Origin of the sequence: Nitrospina sp. P1_D6 (genome assembly GCF_052156615.1) — a bacterium.
In the GTDB taxonomy this organism is placed as follows: Bacteria; Nitrospinota; Nitrospinia; order Nitrospinales; family Nitrospinaceae; genus Nitrospina.
Genome location: NZ_JBQKUN010000003.1, coordinates 169,763 through 186,162, shown reverse-complemented (window position 1 = coordinate 186,162; position 16,400 = coordinate 169,763). Strand labels below are relative to the sequence as shown.

At 57.8% G+C, this 16,400-nt stretch carries 18 protein-coding genes; 8 read left to right on the top strand and 10 right to left on the bottom strand.

The window, feature by feature from the left end; translation table 11 throughout:
- Positions 1–16: 16 nt before the first annotated feature.
- Positions 17–829 carry a M48 family metallopeptidase gene (locus tag ACTRXA_RS07055; protein ID WP_442426503.1) on the top strand — a complete coding sequence of 271 codons (813 nt, stop codon included), beginning with the start codon at positions 17–19 and terminating at the stop codon, positions 827–829.
- Between the two features lie 79 nt (positions 830–908).
- Here the strand turns inward: ACTRXA_RS07055 and rplS are convergent, their stop codons facing one another.
- From rplS to ffh, 7 genes are all read right to left on the bottom strand, one after another.
- Positions 909–1,328 carry a 50S ribosomal protein L19 gene (gene rplS, locus ACTRXA_RS07050; protein WP_442426502.1) on the bottom strand — a complete coding sequence of 140 codons (420 nt, stop codon included), beginning with the start codon at positions 1,326–1,328 and terminating at the stop codon, positions 909–911.
- Between the two features lie 75 nt (positions 1,329–1,403).
- Positions 1,404–1,982 (bottom strand): RNA methyltransferase, encoded by a 579-nt coding sequence (locus ACTRXA_RS07045; RefSeq protein WP_442426501.1) that lies wholly within the window; start codon positions 1,980–1,982, stop codon positions 1,404–1,406.
- Between the two features lie 25 nt (positions 1,983–2,007).
- Complete coding sequence (gene trmD / locus ACTRXA_RS07040) at positions 2,008–2,673, bottom strand: tRNA (guanosine(37)-N1)-methyltransferase TrmD (RefSeq protein ID WP_442426690.1); 666 nt, start codon at positions 2,671–2,673, stop codon at positions 2,008–2,010.
- A 22-nt stretch (positions 2,674–2,695) separates the two neighbouring features.
- On the bottom strand, positions 2,696–3,211 hold the full coding sequence (gene rimM, locus ACTRXA_RS07035; RefSeq protein WP_442426500.1) for a ribosome maturation factor RimM: 516 nt from the start codon (positions 3,209–3,211) through the stop codon (positions 2,696–2,698).
- A 3-nt stretch (positions 3,212–3,214) separates the two neighbouring features.
- The gene (locus ACTRXA_RS07030; protein ID WP_042252102.1) at positions 3,215–3,445 is read right to left on the bottom strand and encodes a KH domain-containing protein; all 231 of its coding nucleotides are present in this window, start codon (positions 3,443–3,445) and stop codon (positions 3,215–3,217) included.
- A gap of 130 nt (positions 3,446–3,575) precedes the next feature.
- Positions 3,576–3,821: a 30S ribosomal protein S16 gene (gene rpsP / locus ACTRXA_RS07025; protein ID WP_005008731.1), complete on the bottom strand. Its 246-nt coding sequence runs from the start codon at positions 3,819–3,821 to the stop codon at positions 3,576–3,578.
- Between the two features lie 84 nt (positions 3,822–3,905).
- Positions 3,906–5,255: a signal recognition particle protein gene (gene ffh / locus ACTRXA_RS07020; protein WP_442426499.1), complete on the bottom strand. Its 1,350-nt coding sequence runs from the start codon at positions 5,253–5,255 to the stop codon at positions 3,906–3,908.
- 93 nt (positions 5,256–5,348) lie between these two features.
- Here ffh and queC point away from each other — a divergent pair, with 93 nt between their 5' ends.
- A complete protein-coding gene (gene queC / locus ACTRXA_RS07015) occupies positions 5,349–6,038 on the top strand; it encodes a 7-cyano-7-deazaguanine synthase QueC (RefSeq protein WP_442426498.1) in 690 nt (229 codons plus the stop codon).
- A gap of 116 nt (positions 6,039–6,154) precedes the next feature.
- Positions 6,155–7,906, top strand: coding sequence for a hypothetical protein (locus ACTRXA_RS07010; protein ID WP_442426497.1), 1,752 nt, complete (start codon positions 6,155–6,157; stop codon positions 7,904–7,906).
- Between the two features lie 123 nt (positions 7,907–8,029).
- On the opposite strand, the gene ACTRXA_RS07005 is transcribed toward ACTRXA_RS07010, so the two are convergent.
- Both ACTRXA_RS07005 and ACTRXA_RS07000 read right to left on the bottom strand, forming a co-directional pair.
- On the bottom strand, positions 8,030–8,821 hold the full coding sequence (locus ACTRXA_RS07005; protein ID WP_442426496.1) for a peptidoglycan recognition protein family protein: 792 nt from the start codon (positions 8,819–8,821) through the stop codon (positions 8,030–8,032).
- Positions 8,822–8,856: 35 nt separating this feature from the next.
- Positions 8,857–9,576, bottom strand: coding sequence for an SDR family oxidoreductase (locus ACTRXA_RS07000; protein WP_442426495.1), 720 nt, complete (start codon positions 9,574–9,576; stop codon positions 8,857–8,859).
- A gap of 111 nt (positions 9,577–9,687) precedes the next feature.
- Between ACTRXA_RS07000 and moaB the strand changes: the two genes are divergently transcribed.
- Complete coding sequence (moaB, locus tag ACTRXA_RS06995; protein ID WP_442426494.1) at positions 9,688–10,206, top strand: molybdenum cofactor biosynthesis protein B; 519 nt, start codon at positions 9,688–9,690, stop codon at positions 10,204–10,206.
- A gap of 18 nt (positions 10,207–10,224) precedes the next feature.
- Here moaB and ACTRXA_RS06990 read toward each other — a convergent pair whose 3' ends face one another.
- On the bottom strand, positions 10,225–11,106 hold the full coding sequence (locus ACTRXA_RS06990) for a hypothetical protein (RefSeq protein WP_442426493.1): 882 nt from the start codon (positions 11,104–11,106) through the stop codon (positions 10,225–10,227).
- Between the two features lie 102 nt (positions 11,107–11,208).
- On the opposite strand from ACTRXA_RS06990, the gene ACTRXA_RS06985 reads away from it, so the two are divergent.
- From ACTRXA_RS06985 to bamE, 4 genes are all read left to right on the top strand, one after another.
- Positions 11,209–12,114: an RluA family pseudouridine synthase gene (locus tag ACTRXA_RS06985; protein WP_442426492.1), complete on the top strand. Its 906-nt coding sequence runs from the start codon at positions 11,209–11,211 to the stop codon at positions 12,112–12,114.
- Between the two features lie 986 nt (positions 12,115–13,100).
- Positions 13,101–14,204: a rod shape-determining protein RodA gene (gene rodA, locus ACTRXA_RS06980; protein WP_442426491.1), complete on the top strand. Its 1,104-nt coding sequence runs from the start codon at positions 13,101–13,103 to the stop codon at positions 14,202–14,204.
- A gap of 134 nt (positions 14,205–14,338) precedes the next feature.
- On the top strand, positions 14,339–15,871 hold the full coding sequence (locus tag ACTRXA_RS06975; protein WP_442426490.1) for an Rne/Rng family ribonuclease: 1,533 nt from the start codon (positions 14,339–14,341) through the stop codon (positions 15,869–15,871).
- Between the two features lie 184 nt (positions 15,872–16,055).
- Positions 16,056–16,373: an outer membrane protein assembly factor BamE domain-containing protein gene (gene bamE, locus ACTRXA_RS06970; protein WP_442426489.1), complete on the top strand. Its 318-nt coding sequence runs from the start codon at positions 16,056–16,058 to the stop codon at positions 16,371–16,373.
- The last annotated feature ends 27 nt before the right edge of the window (positions 16,374–16,400 follow it).

The window sequence follows — 16,400 nt, the reverse complement described above, 5'->3', positions numbered from 1 at the left end:
ATGCGTTACCACCCCCGTGTCGGAAAAATCCGCGCTGATCCTCATTCCCTTCTCGCAGGAAGTGTCTCTGGGCAAGCAGGCGTTCGGTGAAATTCTCCAGAAGGAAACACTTTCCACCAATGCGCGTTTACAGACAGTGATCGAACGCGTCGGGCGCAGGCTCGTCATCGAGACGTCGATGGCGGATCTGGACTGGGAGTTCAAGTTGTTCGCCTCCAACCAGATGAACGCATTCGCGCTTCCCGGCGGGAAGGTGGGCGTGTACGAAGGAATCCTTCCCGTGTGTTCGAACGAGGCGGGACTGGCGGCGGTGCTGGGTCATGAGATCGCACACGCCGTGGCGCGGCACGGCGCCCAACGCATGTCGCAACAACTGCTCATAACGGGAGCGCTGGCCGCGTCGTCGGTCACCCTGTCGGACAACAAGAACCGCGGCATGATCCTGGGTGCGCTGGGCGTTGGCGCACAATACGGCGTGACGCTGCCGTTCAGCCGCGGCAACGAGACGGAAGCCGACGAGATCGGCGTCATATACATGGCGAAAGCCGGGTACGACCCGAGGGAGGCGATGCGGTTCTGGCAGAGGTTTTCCAGCATGAAGGGAGGCGGACAACCGCCAGAGTTTTTATCGACGCATCCGGCCGACGAAAGGCGCGTGCGCGACATCGAACAACTGTTGCCTGAAGCCATGCGGATCTACAATGCGCACCCCAACAAGCAGGGACTGGGTGAATCCTTCCTTTATATTATGAACGAAGAGCGCTTGAAGAACCCGGGTGGGATGAGGAAAGAGCAGCTGGGGGATGATCCCCGCAACCCGGCGCGCTGACCGGGTTTTTCAAGGATTGGAAAATAAAAAAGCCGGGCCGTGCGGCCCGGCTTGATTTTTTTCTGCAGGAAATGAAAACTCAGCCCTGGGCGGCCGCTTTCTTGGCGGCGGCTTTGGCCCGCTTCTTGCGCACGCGTCCTGTTTTCTTGGTGGACTGCACCTTGATTTCTTTCAAACGCGCCGCCTTGCCACGCAGCTCGCGCAGGTAATACAGCTTGGCGCGGCGAACGCGGGCGTGCTTGACGACCTCGACTTTTTCCAGCCGCGGCGAATGCAGGGGGAAAATCCTCTCGACCCCGACGCCGAAGGACACCTTGCGTACGGTGATGGTCTTGCGGTTGGCGGAACCGCGCATCTTGATGACCACGCCTTCCACCACCTGCACGCGTTCCTTGTTGCCCTCGACAATGCGGATGTGGGCGCGTACGGTGTCGCCGATGCGGATCTGGGGCGCATCCTCCTTCATTTCCTGTTTTTCGATCTGTTGCACCAGATTCATTATTTTGGACTCCTGTGAATGGAATTGGGAATAATACCAAATTCCCCCGCCCCCGCACAAATAAAATTTTTAAAATCAGGACTTCCGGGCCAGAAGCCGGTCCAGGATGACCGCGACCGCGGCGCGCACGGGCAGGTGATTGTAGCCGCTCAGGCCCTCAATGGGGGCCAGCACGAAATCCGCCCGTTTTACCAGTCCGTGCTCCAGCCCCCAGCCGGTGCCGAACACGAGCAGGTACTGTTCGTCCTTGTTTTTCAATTCCTCGCGGATCGCGGGGTAGTCCCGGCTCTGCGGAAACGACTTGGCATCCGGGATCACCGTTTTCGGCCGCTTTCCGGTGCGCTGGGCGATGTCGGCGACGGCATCCTCCAGCACGTTTGTGACCCGGGTGACCAGCAGCGCCTCCTTGCGGGTTGGGTTGTAGGTGGCGCCGTGGCCTTCCAGCCAGTGTTTCATCATGCGCTCCACCAGCACCTGCTGGGTTGACAGGGGGGTGACCACGTAGAAGGTGGCGATGCCATAGGTGCGCGAGATGCGCGAGATGTCGTGCACATCGAGCGTGGTGACGGATGAGGTCACGATGTCGCCCACCTTGTTGTACACCGGAAAATGCACCAGCGCGATGTGGATGTTGGAGGCGGTCGGGTCGGTCACGAAACGGGTTCCTGGAAGAGTCGGGTTATTCGGATTCGCCTTCCGGAGCGTCGTCCAGAAGATCGGGGCGGTTCAGCCGGGTTTTTTTGCGGGCCTCGTCTTTCTGCCAGTCGCGGATTTTCTTGTGGTCTCCGGAGGTCAGCACGTCCGGCACGGTCCACCCTTTGTAGTCGCGCGGCCGCGTGTACTGCGGGTATTCGAGCAGACCCTGGCTGAACGATTCCTCATCGAGACAGGTTTCATCGCCGATGACGCCGGGCACCAGGCGCGACACCGCTTCCACCAGCACCATCGCCGGAATCTCGCCGCCGGAGAGGACGTAGTCGCCGACCGACAGGTCTTCATCGACAACGCATTCACGCACGCGTTCGTCCACGCCTTCGTAACGGCCGCAAATGAGGATGAGGGATTCTTTTTTGGACAGCTCCCACGCCTTGGCCTGGTCGAACGGGCGGCCCGAAGGGGAGAGCAGAATGGTGTGGGCGTTCGGCGACTGTTGCTTGACGGACTGCACAGCGCGGTCGATCGGCTCCACGCCCATCACCATGCCCGCGCCGCCGCCGAAGGGGTAGTCGTCCACGCGGTTGTGCTTGTCGAGGGTGTGTTCGCGCAGGTCGTGCACGCCGATCCGCACCAGCCCCTGTTCCTGCGCGCGCTTGAGGATGCTTTCGTTGAACGGGGAGGCGAACATCCCCGGAAAGATGGTGATGATGTCAAACCGGATGGTCTTCAACGAGTCCTTCGACCTTGTGAAAAATGAGGGTGCGTTCGTCGAGATCGATTTTTTTGACGACGGAATCGATCATCGGCAGGAGGAGTTCCTTTTCGCCGTCTTTCACGACGTACACGTCGTTGCTACCGGTTTCGATGATTTCGTCAACGATGCCGTAGAAGCGGCCGTCTTCGTCGAACACGCGGAGATCGAGGATCTGGAACCAGTAGTATTCGCCTTCGGCCAGGCCGGGAAAATCCGTGTCCGGCACTTCCAGCGTATTTCCGGCCAGCTCCCGCGCCTGCTCCGGGGTGTCGCAGTGCTGAAATTTGATGATGAGGGGGATGCCTGCGCCGCGAACCGACTCAATGACCCATTCGCGGGGACCGCCGTCCATCTCCATCCGGCCGTGCCGGATGGTTTTCAGGAGAGAGGTGTCGGACACGAAAGGGTGGAGCTTGAGTTCCCCTTTCAGCCCGTGGGGTTTGGTGACCCGTCCGACCGCAATCCATTCCATGCGTCACTCAATGATCTCCAGCACGGCGCGCTTTTTGAGTTTGGTGGCGTTGGCGTTGAGGATGGTGCGCATGGCGCGGGCGGTTTTGCCCTGCTTGCCGATCACCTTTCCGAGATCGTCCTTGGCGACTCTCAACTCGAGCACCGTGGTCTTCTCCCCTTCAACTTCCCGAATATTGACTTCTTCCGGATGGTCCACCAACGCTTTCGCGATAATTTCAATTAGATCTTTCATGCCCGATCCCTCCACGAAGCCAACGGTTGATAAGTCACGCTGAATCAGGTTCATGTTACGTTCAGAGACAGATATGGACCGATTGACGAAAAACGGGATCAAAAAAACGGAAACCGGAGCTTGAACGGTATTACTGGCCGACACCAGCCTGCTTGAGCAGGGTGGCCACCGTACGCGAAGGTTTGGCGCCTTTCTGAATCCAGCTCTGCGCTTTCTCGGCGTCGATCTTCACAGCGTCCTCGGTCTTCAGCGGATCGTAAGTTCCGATGATCTCCAGAAACTTACCGTCACGCGGCGACCGGGAATCGGTAGCGACCACCCGGTAAAACGGCTTCTTTTTTGCTCCTCGTCGGGTTAAGCGAATGACTACTGCCAAAATTTCCTCCTGAATGTTTCGATAAAAGGTTGTTGCGGGGTGCCTCCACGGCCGCCGCTTGCGGGGCGCGTGAGGGAACCGGATTTAACCAAAGGGGCTCATCCCCCGGCCGCCAAGAAAGCTGCCGGGATTGAAGCGTCCCATTTTTCCCGATGATACTTTCTTCATCATCTTTTTCATCTGCGCGAACTGCTTGAGCAGTTTGTTGACCTCGTTGACCGTGGTGCCGCTGCCGGTGGCGATACGCCGCTTGCGGCTGCCGTTGATCACGTTGTGGTTCGCGCGTTCGCGCGGCGTCATGGAATTGATGATCGCTTCCACGCGCACGAATGCCTTGTCGTCGATCTGCACGCCCTTCAGCATCTTGCCCGCGCCGGGGATCATGCCCAGCAACTCCTGCATGGACCCCATCTTGCGGAACTGCTGAAGCTGATCGCGGAAATCTTCCAGATCGAATGAATTCTTTTTAACCTTGCGGCCCAGCTCTTCGCGCTGTTCCTGGTCGTACGCCTGTTCCGCCTTGTCGATGAGCGACATCACGTCGCCCATGCCGAGGATGCGCGACACGATGCGGTCCGGGTGGAACGGCTCCAGCGCGTCGAGTTTCTCTCCGGTACCGATGAACTTGATCGGTTTGCCGGTGACGGTCTTGATGGAGAGCGCCGCGCCGCCACGGGCGTCGCCGTCCATCTTCGTCAGGATGACGCCGTCGATGCCGACTGCGTCCTGAAACGATTTCGCGATGTCCGCCGCCTGCTGGCCCATCATCGAGTCGGCAACGAACAGCACCTCGTGCGGCTCGATTTTTTCCTTGATGCGCCGGACCTCGTCCATCAGCGCCTCGTCCACCTGCTGGCGGCCGGCGGTGTCGAGGATCACGGCGTAACGCAATTCCTTCTTCGCCTGCTGTACGGCCTTTTCGCAGATGGCGACGGGATCGCTCTCGCCCTGTGCGTCGTACACGTCGATGCCGAGTTCGCGCCCCAGAATGTTCAACTGTTCGATGGCCGCCGGACGGTACACGTCCGCCGGAACGAGCAGGACGTTCTTGCCGTTCTTTTTCCACTGTTTGGCCAGTTTGCCGACGGTGGTGGTTTTACCCGAACCCTGCAGGCCGACCATCAGGACGATGGTGGGCGGCTGGTCGGTAAACCGGATGGGGCTGACTTCATCGCCGAGCAGGTGTTCCAGCTCGTCGTTGACGATCTTGACCATCTGGTGGCCGGGTGTCAGGCTGTTCAGGATCTCCTGGCCGATGGATTTTTCCCGCACCTGCGCGAGGAAATCCTTGATGACGGGGAGGCTGACATCGGCTTCAATGAGGGCCACGCGGATTTCGCGGAGGGCCTCATCGACATCGCTTTCTTTTAATTTGCCGCGACCCTTGAGCTTTTTATAGACGGCTTCCAGGCGCTCGGACAGGTTTTGGAACATGCGCTTCAAATACCAGAATTTACGGGAATTGGTTACCTTATTGGGCTACCATATACTACCAGCGAAACCGGGTAAAGGGGATAAAAAAATACCATGAAACGGGCAATTGTACTACTGAGCGGGGGGTTGGACTCCACGACCGTGCTGGCCATCGCGCGGAATGAAGGATTTCAACCGTTTACCCTCAGCTTCGACTACGGGCAGAGGCACCGGATCGAGCTCGAGCGGGCGGCGGTGGTGGCGGAGGTGTTTGGCGCAAAAGACCACCGCGTGGTTTCGGTGGACCTCGCCCAGTTCGGCGGCTCGGCGCTGACCGCCGACATCGCGGTGCCGACCGGCCGAAGCGCGGCGGAGATGGCGGGGGAGATCCCAATCACCTACGTCCCGGCCCGGAACACGGTGTTTCTCTCCTACGCGCTGGCGTACGCGGAGGTGACCGGGTCGCACGACCTCTTTCTCGGCGTCAACGCGCTCGATTACTCCGGCTATCCGGACTGCCGCCCGGAATACATTCGAGCGTTCGAGACGATGGCCAACCTGGCCACCAAGGCCGGGGTGGAGGGGACGGAACGGCTCACCATCCACACGCCGTTGATCGAGATGACCAAGGCCCAGATCATCAAGAAGGGACTGGAACTGGGCGTCGATTACGGCCTCACCCACAGTTGTTACGATCCCAGACCCGGCGGCGTGCCCTGTGGCGGGTGCGACAGCTGCCTGCTGCGCAAAAAAGGCTTCGATGAAGCCGGGGTGGAGGATCCCCTCCTGCAACGCGGCGCCTGACCCAACCGCCGTTCAAACCATAATCCGCCACAATAGGCATTGGAATTTTTGCCCGCTGTCATTACAATTCTTCTCAGTTCGGAAAACCTGATTCATCGGGATGCTGAAGGAGGGGGATGATGCGAAGCAAGTGGCAAGCGGCGGCGTTGGGTCTGTTACTCATGACCGTGGCCTGCGCGGGACCGGAGACGAAACCGGACGCGGTGGAGCCTGATTCGCAGGCGGTGACGGGTCCTGAGAAAAAAACGGCGGTCACCCAACCGAAGAAAAAAACCACGCCTCCACCCAAAAAGAAATCCGCGGCAACGAAAAAACAAATCCGTCCGTCGGACGCGCATCATCTTGAAATCGACACCAGGGTCGAGAGCGTGCAGGTGCTGGTGGACCGCGCCATGGTGCTGACCTTCGGTTTCAACCACGCCGAGGCCAACAACCTGTTCAAGCAGGCGGCGGAAAAGGATCCCAACTGCGCCGCCTGTTACTGGGGCGCGGCGTATGTGCTCGGACCCAACATCAACGCGCCGATGGAGCAGTCGTCCGTCGATGAAGCCTTCAGCCTGGCGCGGAAGGCGTACCAGCTGCGCCACAAGGCGCGTCCGCGCAACCGGGCGCTCATCGAAGCGCTGGTGCACCGCTACGGTCCCGACCCCATTCCCGACCGAGCGCATCTAGACACAGCCTACGCGCAGGCCATGCGCGGCGTGGCGCGGAAGTACCCCGACGACGCCCTGGTGCAGGCTCTCCTGGCCGAGGCGTTGATGGATTTGCATCCGTGGCAGTACTGGCAGGAGGACGGCTCTCCGCAGCCGTACACACCGGAGATCCTGGCCGCGCTCGATGACGCCCTGCGCCTCAACCCCGATCACCTCCTGGCGAACCATTTGCACATCCACGCGGTGGAGGCGTCGCCAAATCCCGAACGCGCCGAAAAAAGCGCCGACCGACTGCGTCGCCTCGCGCCGTCTGCGGGGCATCTGCTCCACATGCCGGCGCACATCTACATGCGCATCGGCCGCTACGCGGATGCGGCGGAGGTCAACCGCACCGCCATCGGCCACGACGAGGCGTATAAAGCGCACGCGCATCCGGAAGGCCTCTACCCGCTTGCCTACATGCCGCACAACCGGCATTTCCTGGTGATCGCGCTGGCGGAGTCCGGGCAGAGCCGTGTCGCCGTCAAGCAGGCTTTCGAGCTGGCGCAGAGTGTGGATGCCGAAAAGATGCGTGAGCCGGGATACGGCACCCTCCAGCATTTCTGGATCATGCCGCTGTATCTCATGGTGCGCTTCGGGCAGTGGGATGAAATCCTGACCCAGCCGTCGCCGGATGCCGCACTCAAGTATCCGAAAGGCGTGTGGCACTACGCGCGCGGGCGGGCGCTGGCGGCGCTGGGGCGTCTTGTCGAGGCCGAGCAGGAACTGCGCATGCTGGAGCGGCAGGCCAAACACCCGTTCCTGCTGGATGTGACCATCTGGGACGTAAACACCACGGCCCACCTGTTGCAAATAGCGGCCAAAGTTCTGGCCGGAGAACTGGCTTACAAGCACGGCGACATGTCTGCGGCTGTCCAGCATCTGGAGGAAGCGGTGGAGTTGGAAGACGCACTCACGTATGAAGAACCGCCGTCGTGGTATTACCCGGCGCGGCAGTCGCTGGGCTGGGTTCTGCTGGAAGCCGGGCGGTTCGAAGAAGCCGAGTGGGTGTACCGCGAGGATCTCGACCGGCACCGCGAAAACGGCTGGTCGTTGAAGGGGCTTCAGCAGAGCCTGGAAGGGCAGGGACGCATTGCCGATGCCAAACAGGTGCAGAAAAGGTTCGACAAGGCGTGGAAAGACGCCGACGTGCCCATCGCCCGGTCGCGGATATAACCGTGTTGCACCCGGGGGCAATTCGGTTCCGTGAAGAAAGAGGCAGGGGCCTTAGTAACCCCTTCCAGCCCTCCCCTTGAAAAGGGGAGGGGGGAACGATTTCCCATTAAAGGTGAGCACAGTTTATTCCTCCAGTTTTTCCAGCAGGGCGGCTTCGGTATTGGGTCCCCACAGCCCGTCGGCGGCGAGGCCGCATTCCTTTTGAAACGCGATCAACGCGGCGCGCGAACCGGGCCCCCAAAGCCCGTCCACCTTCGCTTTATAAAACCCGCAATCCTTGAGTCCCTGCTGGCGCTGGCGCACGGTGGTGAATTTCCGTTTGCGTTTTTTGGGCGCGTTGAAGCGCACCGCCTCGACCACGGTCTGCAAGGTGTCGCCGGGGCAGGCAGGCTTGCCGAACAGAAAATGGCCATAGAGGTCGCCCGCCTTCCATTTCCACAGGTCCTGGCAGATTTTCCATAGAATGAGGCCGGAGAGCAGTTGCCGGTCGTTGGGGTGCCCGGCGCTGGGATCGTCCACCCCCGTTCCCTGAAAGAAGCCTTCGAACATCACCGACAGAAACTCCGCGTTCTCGTCGCCTTTCCTTCCGGCGTAACCCTGCGACCAGGGTGCGCGGTCGAGATCGTTGCACAGCACCACCTGTCCGTTCTTGCGGATGGCGAAGGTGTAGGCGATGGACTCCACCCCGCCCGCGTGCAGGTGGCTGTCGGGTCCGGTATGGTAACGCGCCACCGCTTCGATCGATCCCCAGCCCAGTTCCTGGTGCCACACCATGCCCTGCAGGGCTTCCGGATCGCGGCGTTTCCATTTCTTTCCCTGCTTGTTGGTGGGGAGGGTGGTGCGTCCGTCGAACGGTTTCTGGATTTTGAGCGCCAGCGCCGCCGCTTCCAGACGTTCCAGCAGTTGTTCTTCCATGGTTCCGGTCCTTTCGCAAAAAAGGGGAAGGGGGGTTACTGCGGACTGCGCCGCGCTTTCGATTCGCCGCCGTCGATGAAGAGCACCTCGCCGTTGACGAACCGGCTGGTGAGCAGGTAATCGAGGCCGTGCATGATGTCCTCCACCTTGCCGTGGGTTTTGGTCGGCACGTAGGGCGCGTTGCGGGTGAGGTACTCGTCGCCGTGGCCGGGCGGCGGCAGGATGAGCCCGGGAGCGATGCCGTTCACCCGCACCGTGTCGCCCCATTCCACCGCGGCGAGGTGCGTGGCGTGGGCGAGGGCCACCTTGGCCACGGAATAGGCGGCGAAGGTGGGGATGTTCTTGTTGATGCGTTCGTCGAGGATGTTGACGATGAGGCCCCGGTTCACGCGCCGCTTGTATTCGCGCATCAGAAGATACGGCGTCATCAGGTTCAGGTGCAGGGTGTCGTGAAGCGTTTCGTTGGTGGTGGCCTCGATGTTCTGCTGGATGAAGTTGGCGGCGGAGTTGATCAGCACCTCGACGTCGGGAAAATCGTTCAGCACATCGGGGATGAGTTTTTCCGCGGCGGTAAGGTCGGTGAGGTCCACCGAATACGCTTTCGCCTTCACTCCTTTCGACTTCGCGTAGGCGAGCACGTCTTCCGGCTGGGAATGGTGGTGGTGCACGGCGAGGTCGTAACCCCGGTCCGCGAGGCGGCAGGCCAGGGCTTTGCCGATGCGCACGGCGGCTCCGGTTACAATGGCGGTGGGCATGCGTTCTCCCCTGTTGAGAAAGGTTCGTTATACCATACCGCACAAAGGAATTGAAAGCGCACGCACCGGGTTGGTACTATTCCTTCAACATCGAACCAAGGAGATACTTAAATGGATGCACCCGCGGGTAAAGTAGTGAACATCGCCATCATGACCGTTTCCGACACGCGCACCGAAGCCGACGACAAGTCCGGCAACACGCTGGCCGAGCGCGCCGAGAAAGCGGGCCACAAGGTGGTGGACCGGAAAATCGTGAAGGACGAGATCGACCTCATCCAGAAACAGCTGAAGGAATGGATTGCGTCGCCGGACGTGGACGTGGTGATCTCCACCGGCGGCACCGGCGTGACCGGTCGCGATGTGACGCCGGAAGCGTTCGAGGCGCTCTACGACAAATCGATTCCCGGTTTCGGCGAATTGTTCCGCTGGCTGAGCTACCAGAACATCAAGACCTCGACCATCCAGTCACGTGCCACCGGAGGGGTTGCCAACGGCACGTTCCTGTTCGCGCTTCCGGGCTCGACAGGGGCCTGCAAAGACGCGTGGGACGGCATCCTCGTGCACCAGCTCAACAGCAACAACCCGCCGTGCAACCTGGTGGAACTGATGCCGCGCCTTCTGGAGAAATAGCCGGAAAGAGTCGGCGGGTCAGGGCAGGGCGATGTTTTTGAGATCGAACGGCACCCGCTGGATGGAATCCGGCGAGGCCAGGTACAGCACCATGCGCGTGGCCGGCGACGGTTGTTCCTTGAAGCTGTAAGCGCGCACTTCACCGAAGTGACTGCGCGAGGCGGTGTCCATCTCCTTGCCCGCGGCATCCAGAAACTTCATGTCGACCACCCGCTCCAGCGGATCCTCCACGATAAAGTTCAGGCTGTTTTTGTAATCCTTCATCATGCCGCCGAACAGGCCCTCGATCATCTTGAGCATGGCGTCGCCCAACTGCTGGCCGAACTTCTCCATTTCGTCGCTTTCCATCATTTTCTTTTTCTGCTCGGCTTTACGTTTTTCCAGTGTTTCTTTGGTGATGTACATGATGCGGATGTCGGAGGCGTCGAGGGCAGGATCCTGAATCCACTCACCCGGTTTCTGCATGAATCCCCGGACCTCTACCTGCCCTCCATTGGAGGCCGAGGGGCGGAAAAGAAGCACATGGCCGCGAAGGATCTGTATAAACTGGGCGGAGCGGTTCGGGTTTTTCAACTGAACGTCGTGAGTGAGTTTCGACTCCCGTTCCTTGTTGTGCTTGAAAAAACCGCCCCGGGTGTTTTGGTCTGAGATCAGGATGCGGCCCGTGTCGTCCACGGCGTAGCCCACCTTCACGTCGTAAATGCCGGCGGAATCCGAAACGGCCGGTCCCATGACCGTGAGCTCCACCTCACAGCGGCCGAAATGGTCTCCGGTCGTGCGCGTGTCCTCGACCTGGGTGACAAACACCCGGTTGGCATCGGCGGCAATGCCAGGTTGGATTGCAAACAGGCCGGCGCACAGAAAGGCCGCCGCCAGGGTCGCGATAATGGAGAACCGCATCTTCTGCCTCCTGTTCCGTGTACAATGACAAGGCCCGTTCACCCTATGTCCCTCTCACAAGGGCCGAAATGGCGCGGTGAACCGCTATGACAGGAATCTGCCGTGGAACACTTTGAATACGACATCGACTCCCCCTGCGCTTCGAAACGACTGGATGTGTTTTTGACGGAAGTGCAGGCCGACATCAGCCGATCCTACATAAAAAAACTGATCGACTCTCACAGGGTAAGGGTCAACGGCTCCATTGCCAAGTCCAATTATAAAGTCAAAACGGGCGACTGCGTGGAATTGACGGTTCCCGACCCGGAACCGCTGGACGTGCGCCCGGAAGCCATTCCGCTGGACATCGTGTACGAGGACGCGAGCCTGATCGTGGTGAACAAGCCGGCGGGTATGGTGGTCCATCCCGCTCCCGGTCATTCCACCGGCACGCTGGTCCATGCGTTGTTGCATCATTGCAAGGACCTTTCCGGCATTGGCGGGGTGGAGCGTCCGGGCATCGTGCACCGGCTGGACAAGGACACCTCGGGGCTCGTGCTGGTGGCTAAAACTGCGACCGCGCTGGAGAATCTGCTAAAGCAGTTCCAGGAAAGGCAGGTGAAAAAGGTGTACCTCGCGCTGGTGAAGGGAAAGGTCGAGCCGGCATCGGGTTGGATCGAGGCGCCCATTGGACGGCACCGGGTGCATCGCAAGAAAATGGCATTGAATGATGGGGGCCGTGACGCGCAAACGTACTACGCCGTGGAAAAACAATTCCGGGAGTACGCGCTGGTGCGTGCTGAACCCAGGACAGGCCGAACTCACCAAATCCGGGTACACCTCGCCTCTATCGGCCATCCTATACTTGGAGACCGTTTGTACGGTCACCTGCGCGGAGCTTCGGTCCCGCGTCTGGACCGGCAGGCCCTTCATGCCCACAGGCTGCAAGTGACCCATCCGCAGTCCGGGGAGGGTTGTGACTGGACCGTACCCTTCCCGGAAGACCTGGCGAAGTGGGTGGACTCCTGAATTCGGTATATATAGGATATTCTAAGTTGGTCGAAACCTGAAAGTTTTCGGTTTTTCTATACTTGGGGTGGAAAACGGGGGGTCTCGCAATTTTTATTACGGAATTCAGCCACGTTGTGGAAAACCTGTGAGTAGAACACGGGGGTCATCTATTATTACTCAAAAAAAGTAATTTTTTTTTAATTGCGCCAATCCAACTCCAATGATTAAACCCTGCTAAATACAATGGTTTTCCCAATGGTTTAAATATGCCCTTTTTTTGGGCTTATTTTTTTAAGTTATTCACAATTATTCTCCCATATTCTACAAGCCTGCTGTAAGGCCCCAAAAATGAACTCGGGAAGCCTGTCCAAAAATTTGTCATGCGGATTTTGCGGTTGCCGGGCGTATGCCAAAAGAAATAATCCAGGTTGCATTCCATGCCTTCCCGAGGTGCTTTAAAATGGGCGTGAGAGGGCAATCAAAAATTTGACGCTCATTCAGGCCTTTATTTAAGCAGGATTTAAGGCGTGCAAAATGCGGTGGGTCCGGAGAGCTCTATTTTTAGGGGTTTTCCGGTATGCCGGGTGAAATTTTCCCAGTCCCTAAAGAGAAATCTGCTGGTCTCATTTTAGTCCGCTGAATTTTAATTTCTTATGTGGTTTTTGAGAACGGAAGTGCAGTATCCACAAAATTTGTGTATAAACTGTGGATAACTTTGGGAGTATCACTACAAACTTAAAAAAACAAAGGGACAAGGGAATATCGATTACATTCTAAGCAAAAACAATTATAATTGATTTATAAGGGGTTACTTGCTTGGAGAAGAAAAGGGGCCGCGATGTTTTTCAAGAGGAAGTCAGTATAAAGACCCGCAGATTTATCCACAATATTAAATCCTACAAAGGGTCGTAAAAACGCTACATTTTAGGGGTGTTTCGTAAATCTGCTTTTTAAGGTCGTGTCCTCCCTGCCTCCAATTTGCTAGGATTTTTTCTGGATTAAGTATGATGGACCGAAGGCTGCTTTCCCATTTCAATCTCTGGTATTTCCTGTTGATCCTGGTCATTGCCGGGATCGGGGTGATTACCATCCACAGCGCCAATCACACCCGGGTGGAAACCTTCTTCCGGGGCCTGTATCTCAAGCAGATTTACTGGATTCTGATCGGCCTGGTGGCCATGTTCATAGCCGTGGCTGTGGACTACCGGGTATGGAGCCGTTACGCCTGGTTGATTTACGCAGGCATGGTGCTGGCCCTTTTATACGTTTTGTTTTTCGGTAAAGTCTCTTCCGGCGCCCAGCGGTGGATCCATTTGGGTCCCCTCACCTTACAGGTCTCGGAGTTTGCGAAATACGCCCTCATCATCATACTCGCCAAATATTTTGAGGAAGCCAAACCCCAGGGGCAAAAATACGAGTTGAAAGACCTCGTGGTGCCGTTTTTGTTGACGGCGGTTCTCGGGGGGTTGATCGCCCTGCAGCCGGATCTCGGGACCGCCCTCATCATCTTCTTTATTTTCTTTGTTTTTGTGGTGGCCGCCGAAATGCAGTTTCGAACCCTTTGGCGGCTGGGGGCTTCGGTATTGATCCTCGCGCCGCTCACCTGGTTTTTGATGAAGGACTACCAGAAGCAGAGGGTGATGACCCTGTTCAATCCGGAACTCGATCCTCTGGGTGCGGGTTACCATACCATCCAGTCGAAGATCGCGGTGGGTTCCGGGGGGTTCTGGGGCAAGGGGTTGTACGCGGGAACTCAGAGCCGTCTCAACTTTTTGCCTGAAAAGCACACGGACTTCATCTTTTCCGTTTATGCGGAGGAAATGGGGTTTCTTGGAGTGATGGTCCTGCTCACGCTGTTCCTGATACTGGTGTTGAAAGGGCTCAACATTGCATATCGAGCGGCGGACCGGTTTGGCGTGTTTCTTGGATTGGGCATTGTCGCGGCGATTTCGTTTTATATCATATTCAACATCGGGATGACGGTGGGCCTGTTTCCCGTCACGGGGCTGCCTTTGCCGCTCATGAGTTATGGAGGTTCGTCGCTCATCACCACGTTTTTTGCGCTGGGATTGCTATTGAATATTGAAATGCGGCGAAATGTCCTTTGATTTCAACCCATTGGTTTTTAAACCAAAAAATCGCAATTAACCGTTTGCGAGCGTGATATACTTTTTCCGCTCTCCCTCACACGACGAAAATCGGTCTGAAGGCCGGAAGACACTTCCGGGCTTCCACTAAAATTATGGCATCCGAAATCATCATCAATTCCAATCAGCGGGAAATCCGCGTGGCCCTGGTGGAAAACCACCAGCTTGTGGAAATTTTTGTCGAGCACAAGGCGAAGCGGGGCATCGTCGGCAACGTTTATAAAGGGGTGGTCACCAAGATCCTGCCCGGCATGCAGGTGGCCTTCGTGGACATCGGCCTGGAGAAGGCGGGATTTCTTTATGTGGGCGACATCGATGCGGGTGACCTTCTCGACGACGGTGAAAACCCCAACCAGGTGGACATCAACGAGGACAAGGATGGGCACGAGGAAGGAGAAACCGTGTCCCCCACCCGCTCGATGGACCACATTCCCATACAGGACCTGCTTTGCGAAGGGCAGGAGATCATGGTGCAGGTGGCAAAAAACCCGCTTGGCACCAAGGGCCCGCGCATCACCTCATACATCACCCTGGCCGGCCGGCATATAGTTTACATGCCGACGGTGGACCAGGTGTGTGTGTCCCGGCGCATCGAAAATGAGGATGAAAAAGAAAGGCTGAAAGCCATTATCGGTGAAATCGGCCGCCCGGGCGAAGGCTACATCATCCGTACCGCCGGCCAGGGCCGTCAAAAGGTGGATTTCGAAACCGATATCCAGTTTTTGCACAAGCTGGGTGACAACCTGAAAGTCCGTGTGGAAACGGAGCCGGCGCCCAGCCTGTTGTACGAAGACCTCAACCTCATCTTCCGCTCCATCCGCGACCTCTTCAACGAGGACGTGCAGAGACTGGTCATCGATTCCAAATCCGATTACGAGAAGTGCATCGAGTTCTGTTCGAATTACCTGCCGGAGCTGGTGGACAAGATCGAGCTGTACAAGGAATCGGTTCCCATATTCGACTACTTCGGCATCGAGATCGAGATCAACCGTGCGCTGGGACGCAAGATCTGGCTCAAGTCCGGTGGCTTCATCACCATCGACCAGACCGAGGCGCTGGTGGCGATCGACGTCAATACGGGAAAATTCGTCGGCCACTCCGATCCGGAAGAGACCATCCTCAAGACGAATCTGGAGGCGGTCAAGGAGATCGTGTATCAGTTGCGGCTGCGCAACATCGGCGGCATCATCATCGTCGATTTCATAGACATGTCGCGGGAAGAAAGCAAAGAGATCGTGTGGAGCGCGCTCCAGCAGGAATTGCGCTTTGACCGCTCGCGCACCAACATCCTTAAAATTTCCGAACTCGGCCTGGTCGAGATGACGCGCAAACGCGTTCGCGGCAGCCTCAGCCAGACCTTGTGCGACCCGTGTCCCTACTGCGAAGGCAAGGGCCACATCAAATCCCCCGCCACGGTGTGCTACGAGATCATCCGCGCCCTGCAGCGCATGGTGGGAAATCACCTCACCCCGAAGAACATCACCATCGAAGTCCCGCCGGCGGTGTACGACTTGCTTTTTGAGGAGGAGACCTCCTACATCGACGAGCTGGAAAAGTTTTACGGGATCGAAGTCAATATCAAGGTCAATCAGAAACTGCACCAGGAAAAATACAACATCATCACCTGAATGCCCTGATTTCATTCCCCTTCCCAACTTGCGTTTGGGTTGCCTCCCGCTGCGTGATAGAATCGGATCATTCCGTCAGGAAAGTTGGCCTGTTTGGACCCCGAATCGGTTTCGGCGGTCTGCTGGAACCATCAGGCGGAATAGGCAGGAAATGCAAACTGGATTTCCGGAAGGAGGTTAAGCCATGAAAAAGAATGTATTGTTTTCGATGTTGCTGGCCGGGGGGTTGTTGCTTGCGGGTTGTGGATCCGTGGGTACGGATTTTGACCTGTCGCAGACGCAACACATCACTCAGGGCAGCACCACCAAGCAGGATATCCAGGCCATGTTCGGGGAGCCGTTCCGCACCGGCGTGCAAAACGGGCATCCCGTCTGGGTTTACGAGAAAAGCGTATACCGGGCCATTGGTGACGACACGAGCAAAAGCCTCATCGTCGAATTCGACGACAACGACGTGGTGCGCAAGTACCAGGTCATGTCGAATGAGTCCGAAACAAAATAAGCATCCCGAAAGAAAGACCCCTTAGCC

What these genes read in the sequence shown, in the direction of transcription:
- rplS (WP_442426502.1), bottom strand. Translation starts at nt 1,328, where the DNA reads ATGAATCTGGTGCAACAGATCGAAAAACAGGAAATGAAGGAGGATGCG.
- trmD (WP_442426690.1), bottom strand. Translation starts at nt 2,673, where the DNA reads ATGTTCGCCTCCCCGTTCAACGAAAGCATCCTCAAGCGCGCGCAGGAA.
- rimM (WP_442426500.1), bottom strand. Translation starts at nt 3,211, where the DNA reads ATGGAATGGATTGCGGTCGGACGGGTCACCAAACCCCACGGGCTGAAA.
- ACTRXA_RS07030 (WP_042252102.1), bottom strand. Translation starts at nt 3,445, where the DNA reads ATGAAAGATCTAATTGAAATTATCGCGAAAGCGTTGGTGGACCATCCG.
- ffh (WP_442426499.1), bottom strand. Translation starts at nt 5,255, where the DNA reads ATGTTCCAAAACCTGTCCGAGCGCCTGGAAGCCGTCTATAAAAAGCTC.
- queC (WP_442426498.1), top strand. Translation starts at nt 5,349, where the DNA reads ATGAAACGGGCAATTGTACTACTGAGCGGGGGGTTGGACTCCACGACC.
- ACTRXA_RS07010 (WP_442426497.1), top strand. Translation starts at nt 6,155, where the DNA reads ATGATGCGAAGCAAGTGGCAAGCGGCGGCGTTGGGTCTGTTACTCATG.
- ACTRXA_RS07005 (WP_442426496.1), bottom strand. Translation starts at nt 8,821, where the DNA reads ATGGAAGAACAACTGCTGGAACGTCTGGAAGCGGCGGCGCTGGCGCTC.
- ACTRXA_RS07000 (WP_442426495.1), bottom strand. Translation starts at nt 9,576, where the DNA reads ATGCCCACCGCCATTGTAACCGGAGCCGCCGTGCGCATCGGCAAAGCC.
- moaB (WP_442426494.1), top strand. Translation starts at nt 9,688, where the DNA reads ATGGATGCACCCGCGGGTAAAGTAGTGAACATCGCCATCATGACCGTT.
- ACTRXA_RS06990 (WP_442426493.1), bottom strand. Translation starts at nt 11,106, where the DNA reads ATGCGGTTCTCCATTATCGCGACCCTGGCGGCGGCCTTTCTGTGCGCC.
- rodA (WP_442426491.1), top strand. Translation starts at nt 13,101, where the DNA reads ATGATGGACCGAAGGCTGCTTTCCCATTTCAATCTCTGGTATTTCCTG.
- ACTRXA_RS06975 (WP_442426490.1), top strand. Translation starts at nt 14,339, where the DNA reads ATGGCATCCGAAATCATCATCAATTCCAATCAGCGGGAAATCCGCGTG.
- bamE (WP_442426489.1), top strand. Translation starts at nt 16,056, where the DNA reads ATGAAAAAGAATGTATTGTTTTCGATGTTGCTGGCCGGGGGGTTGTTG.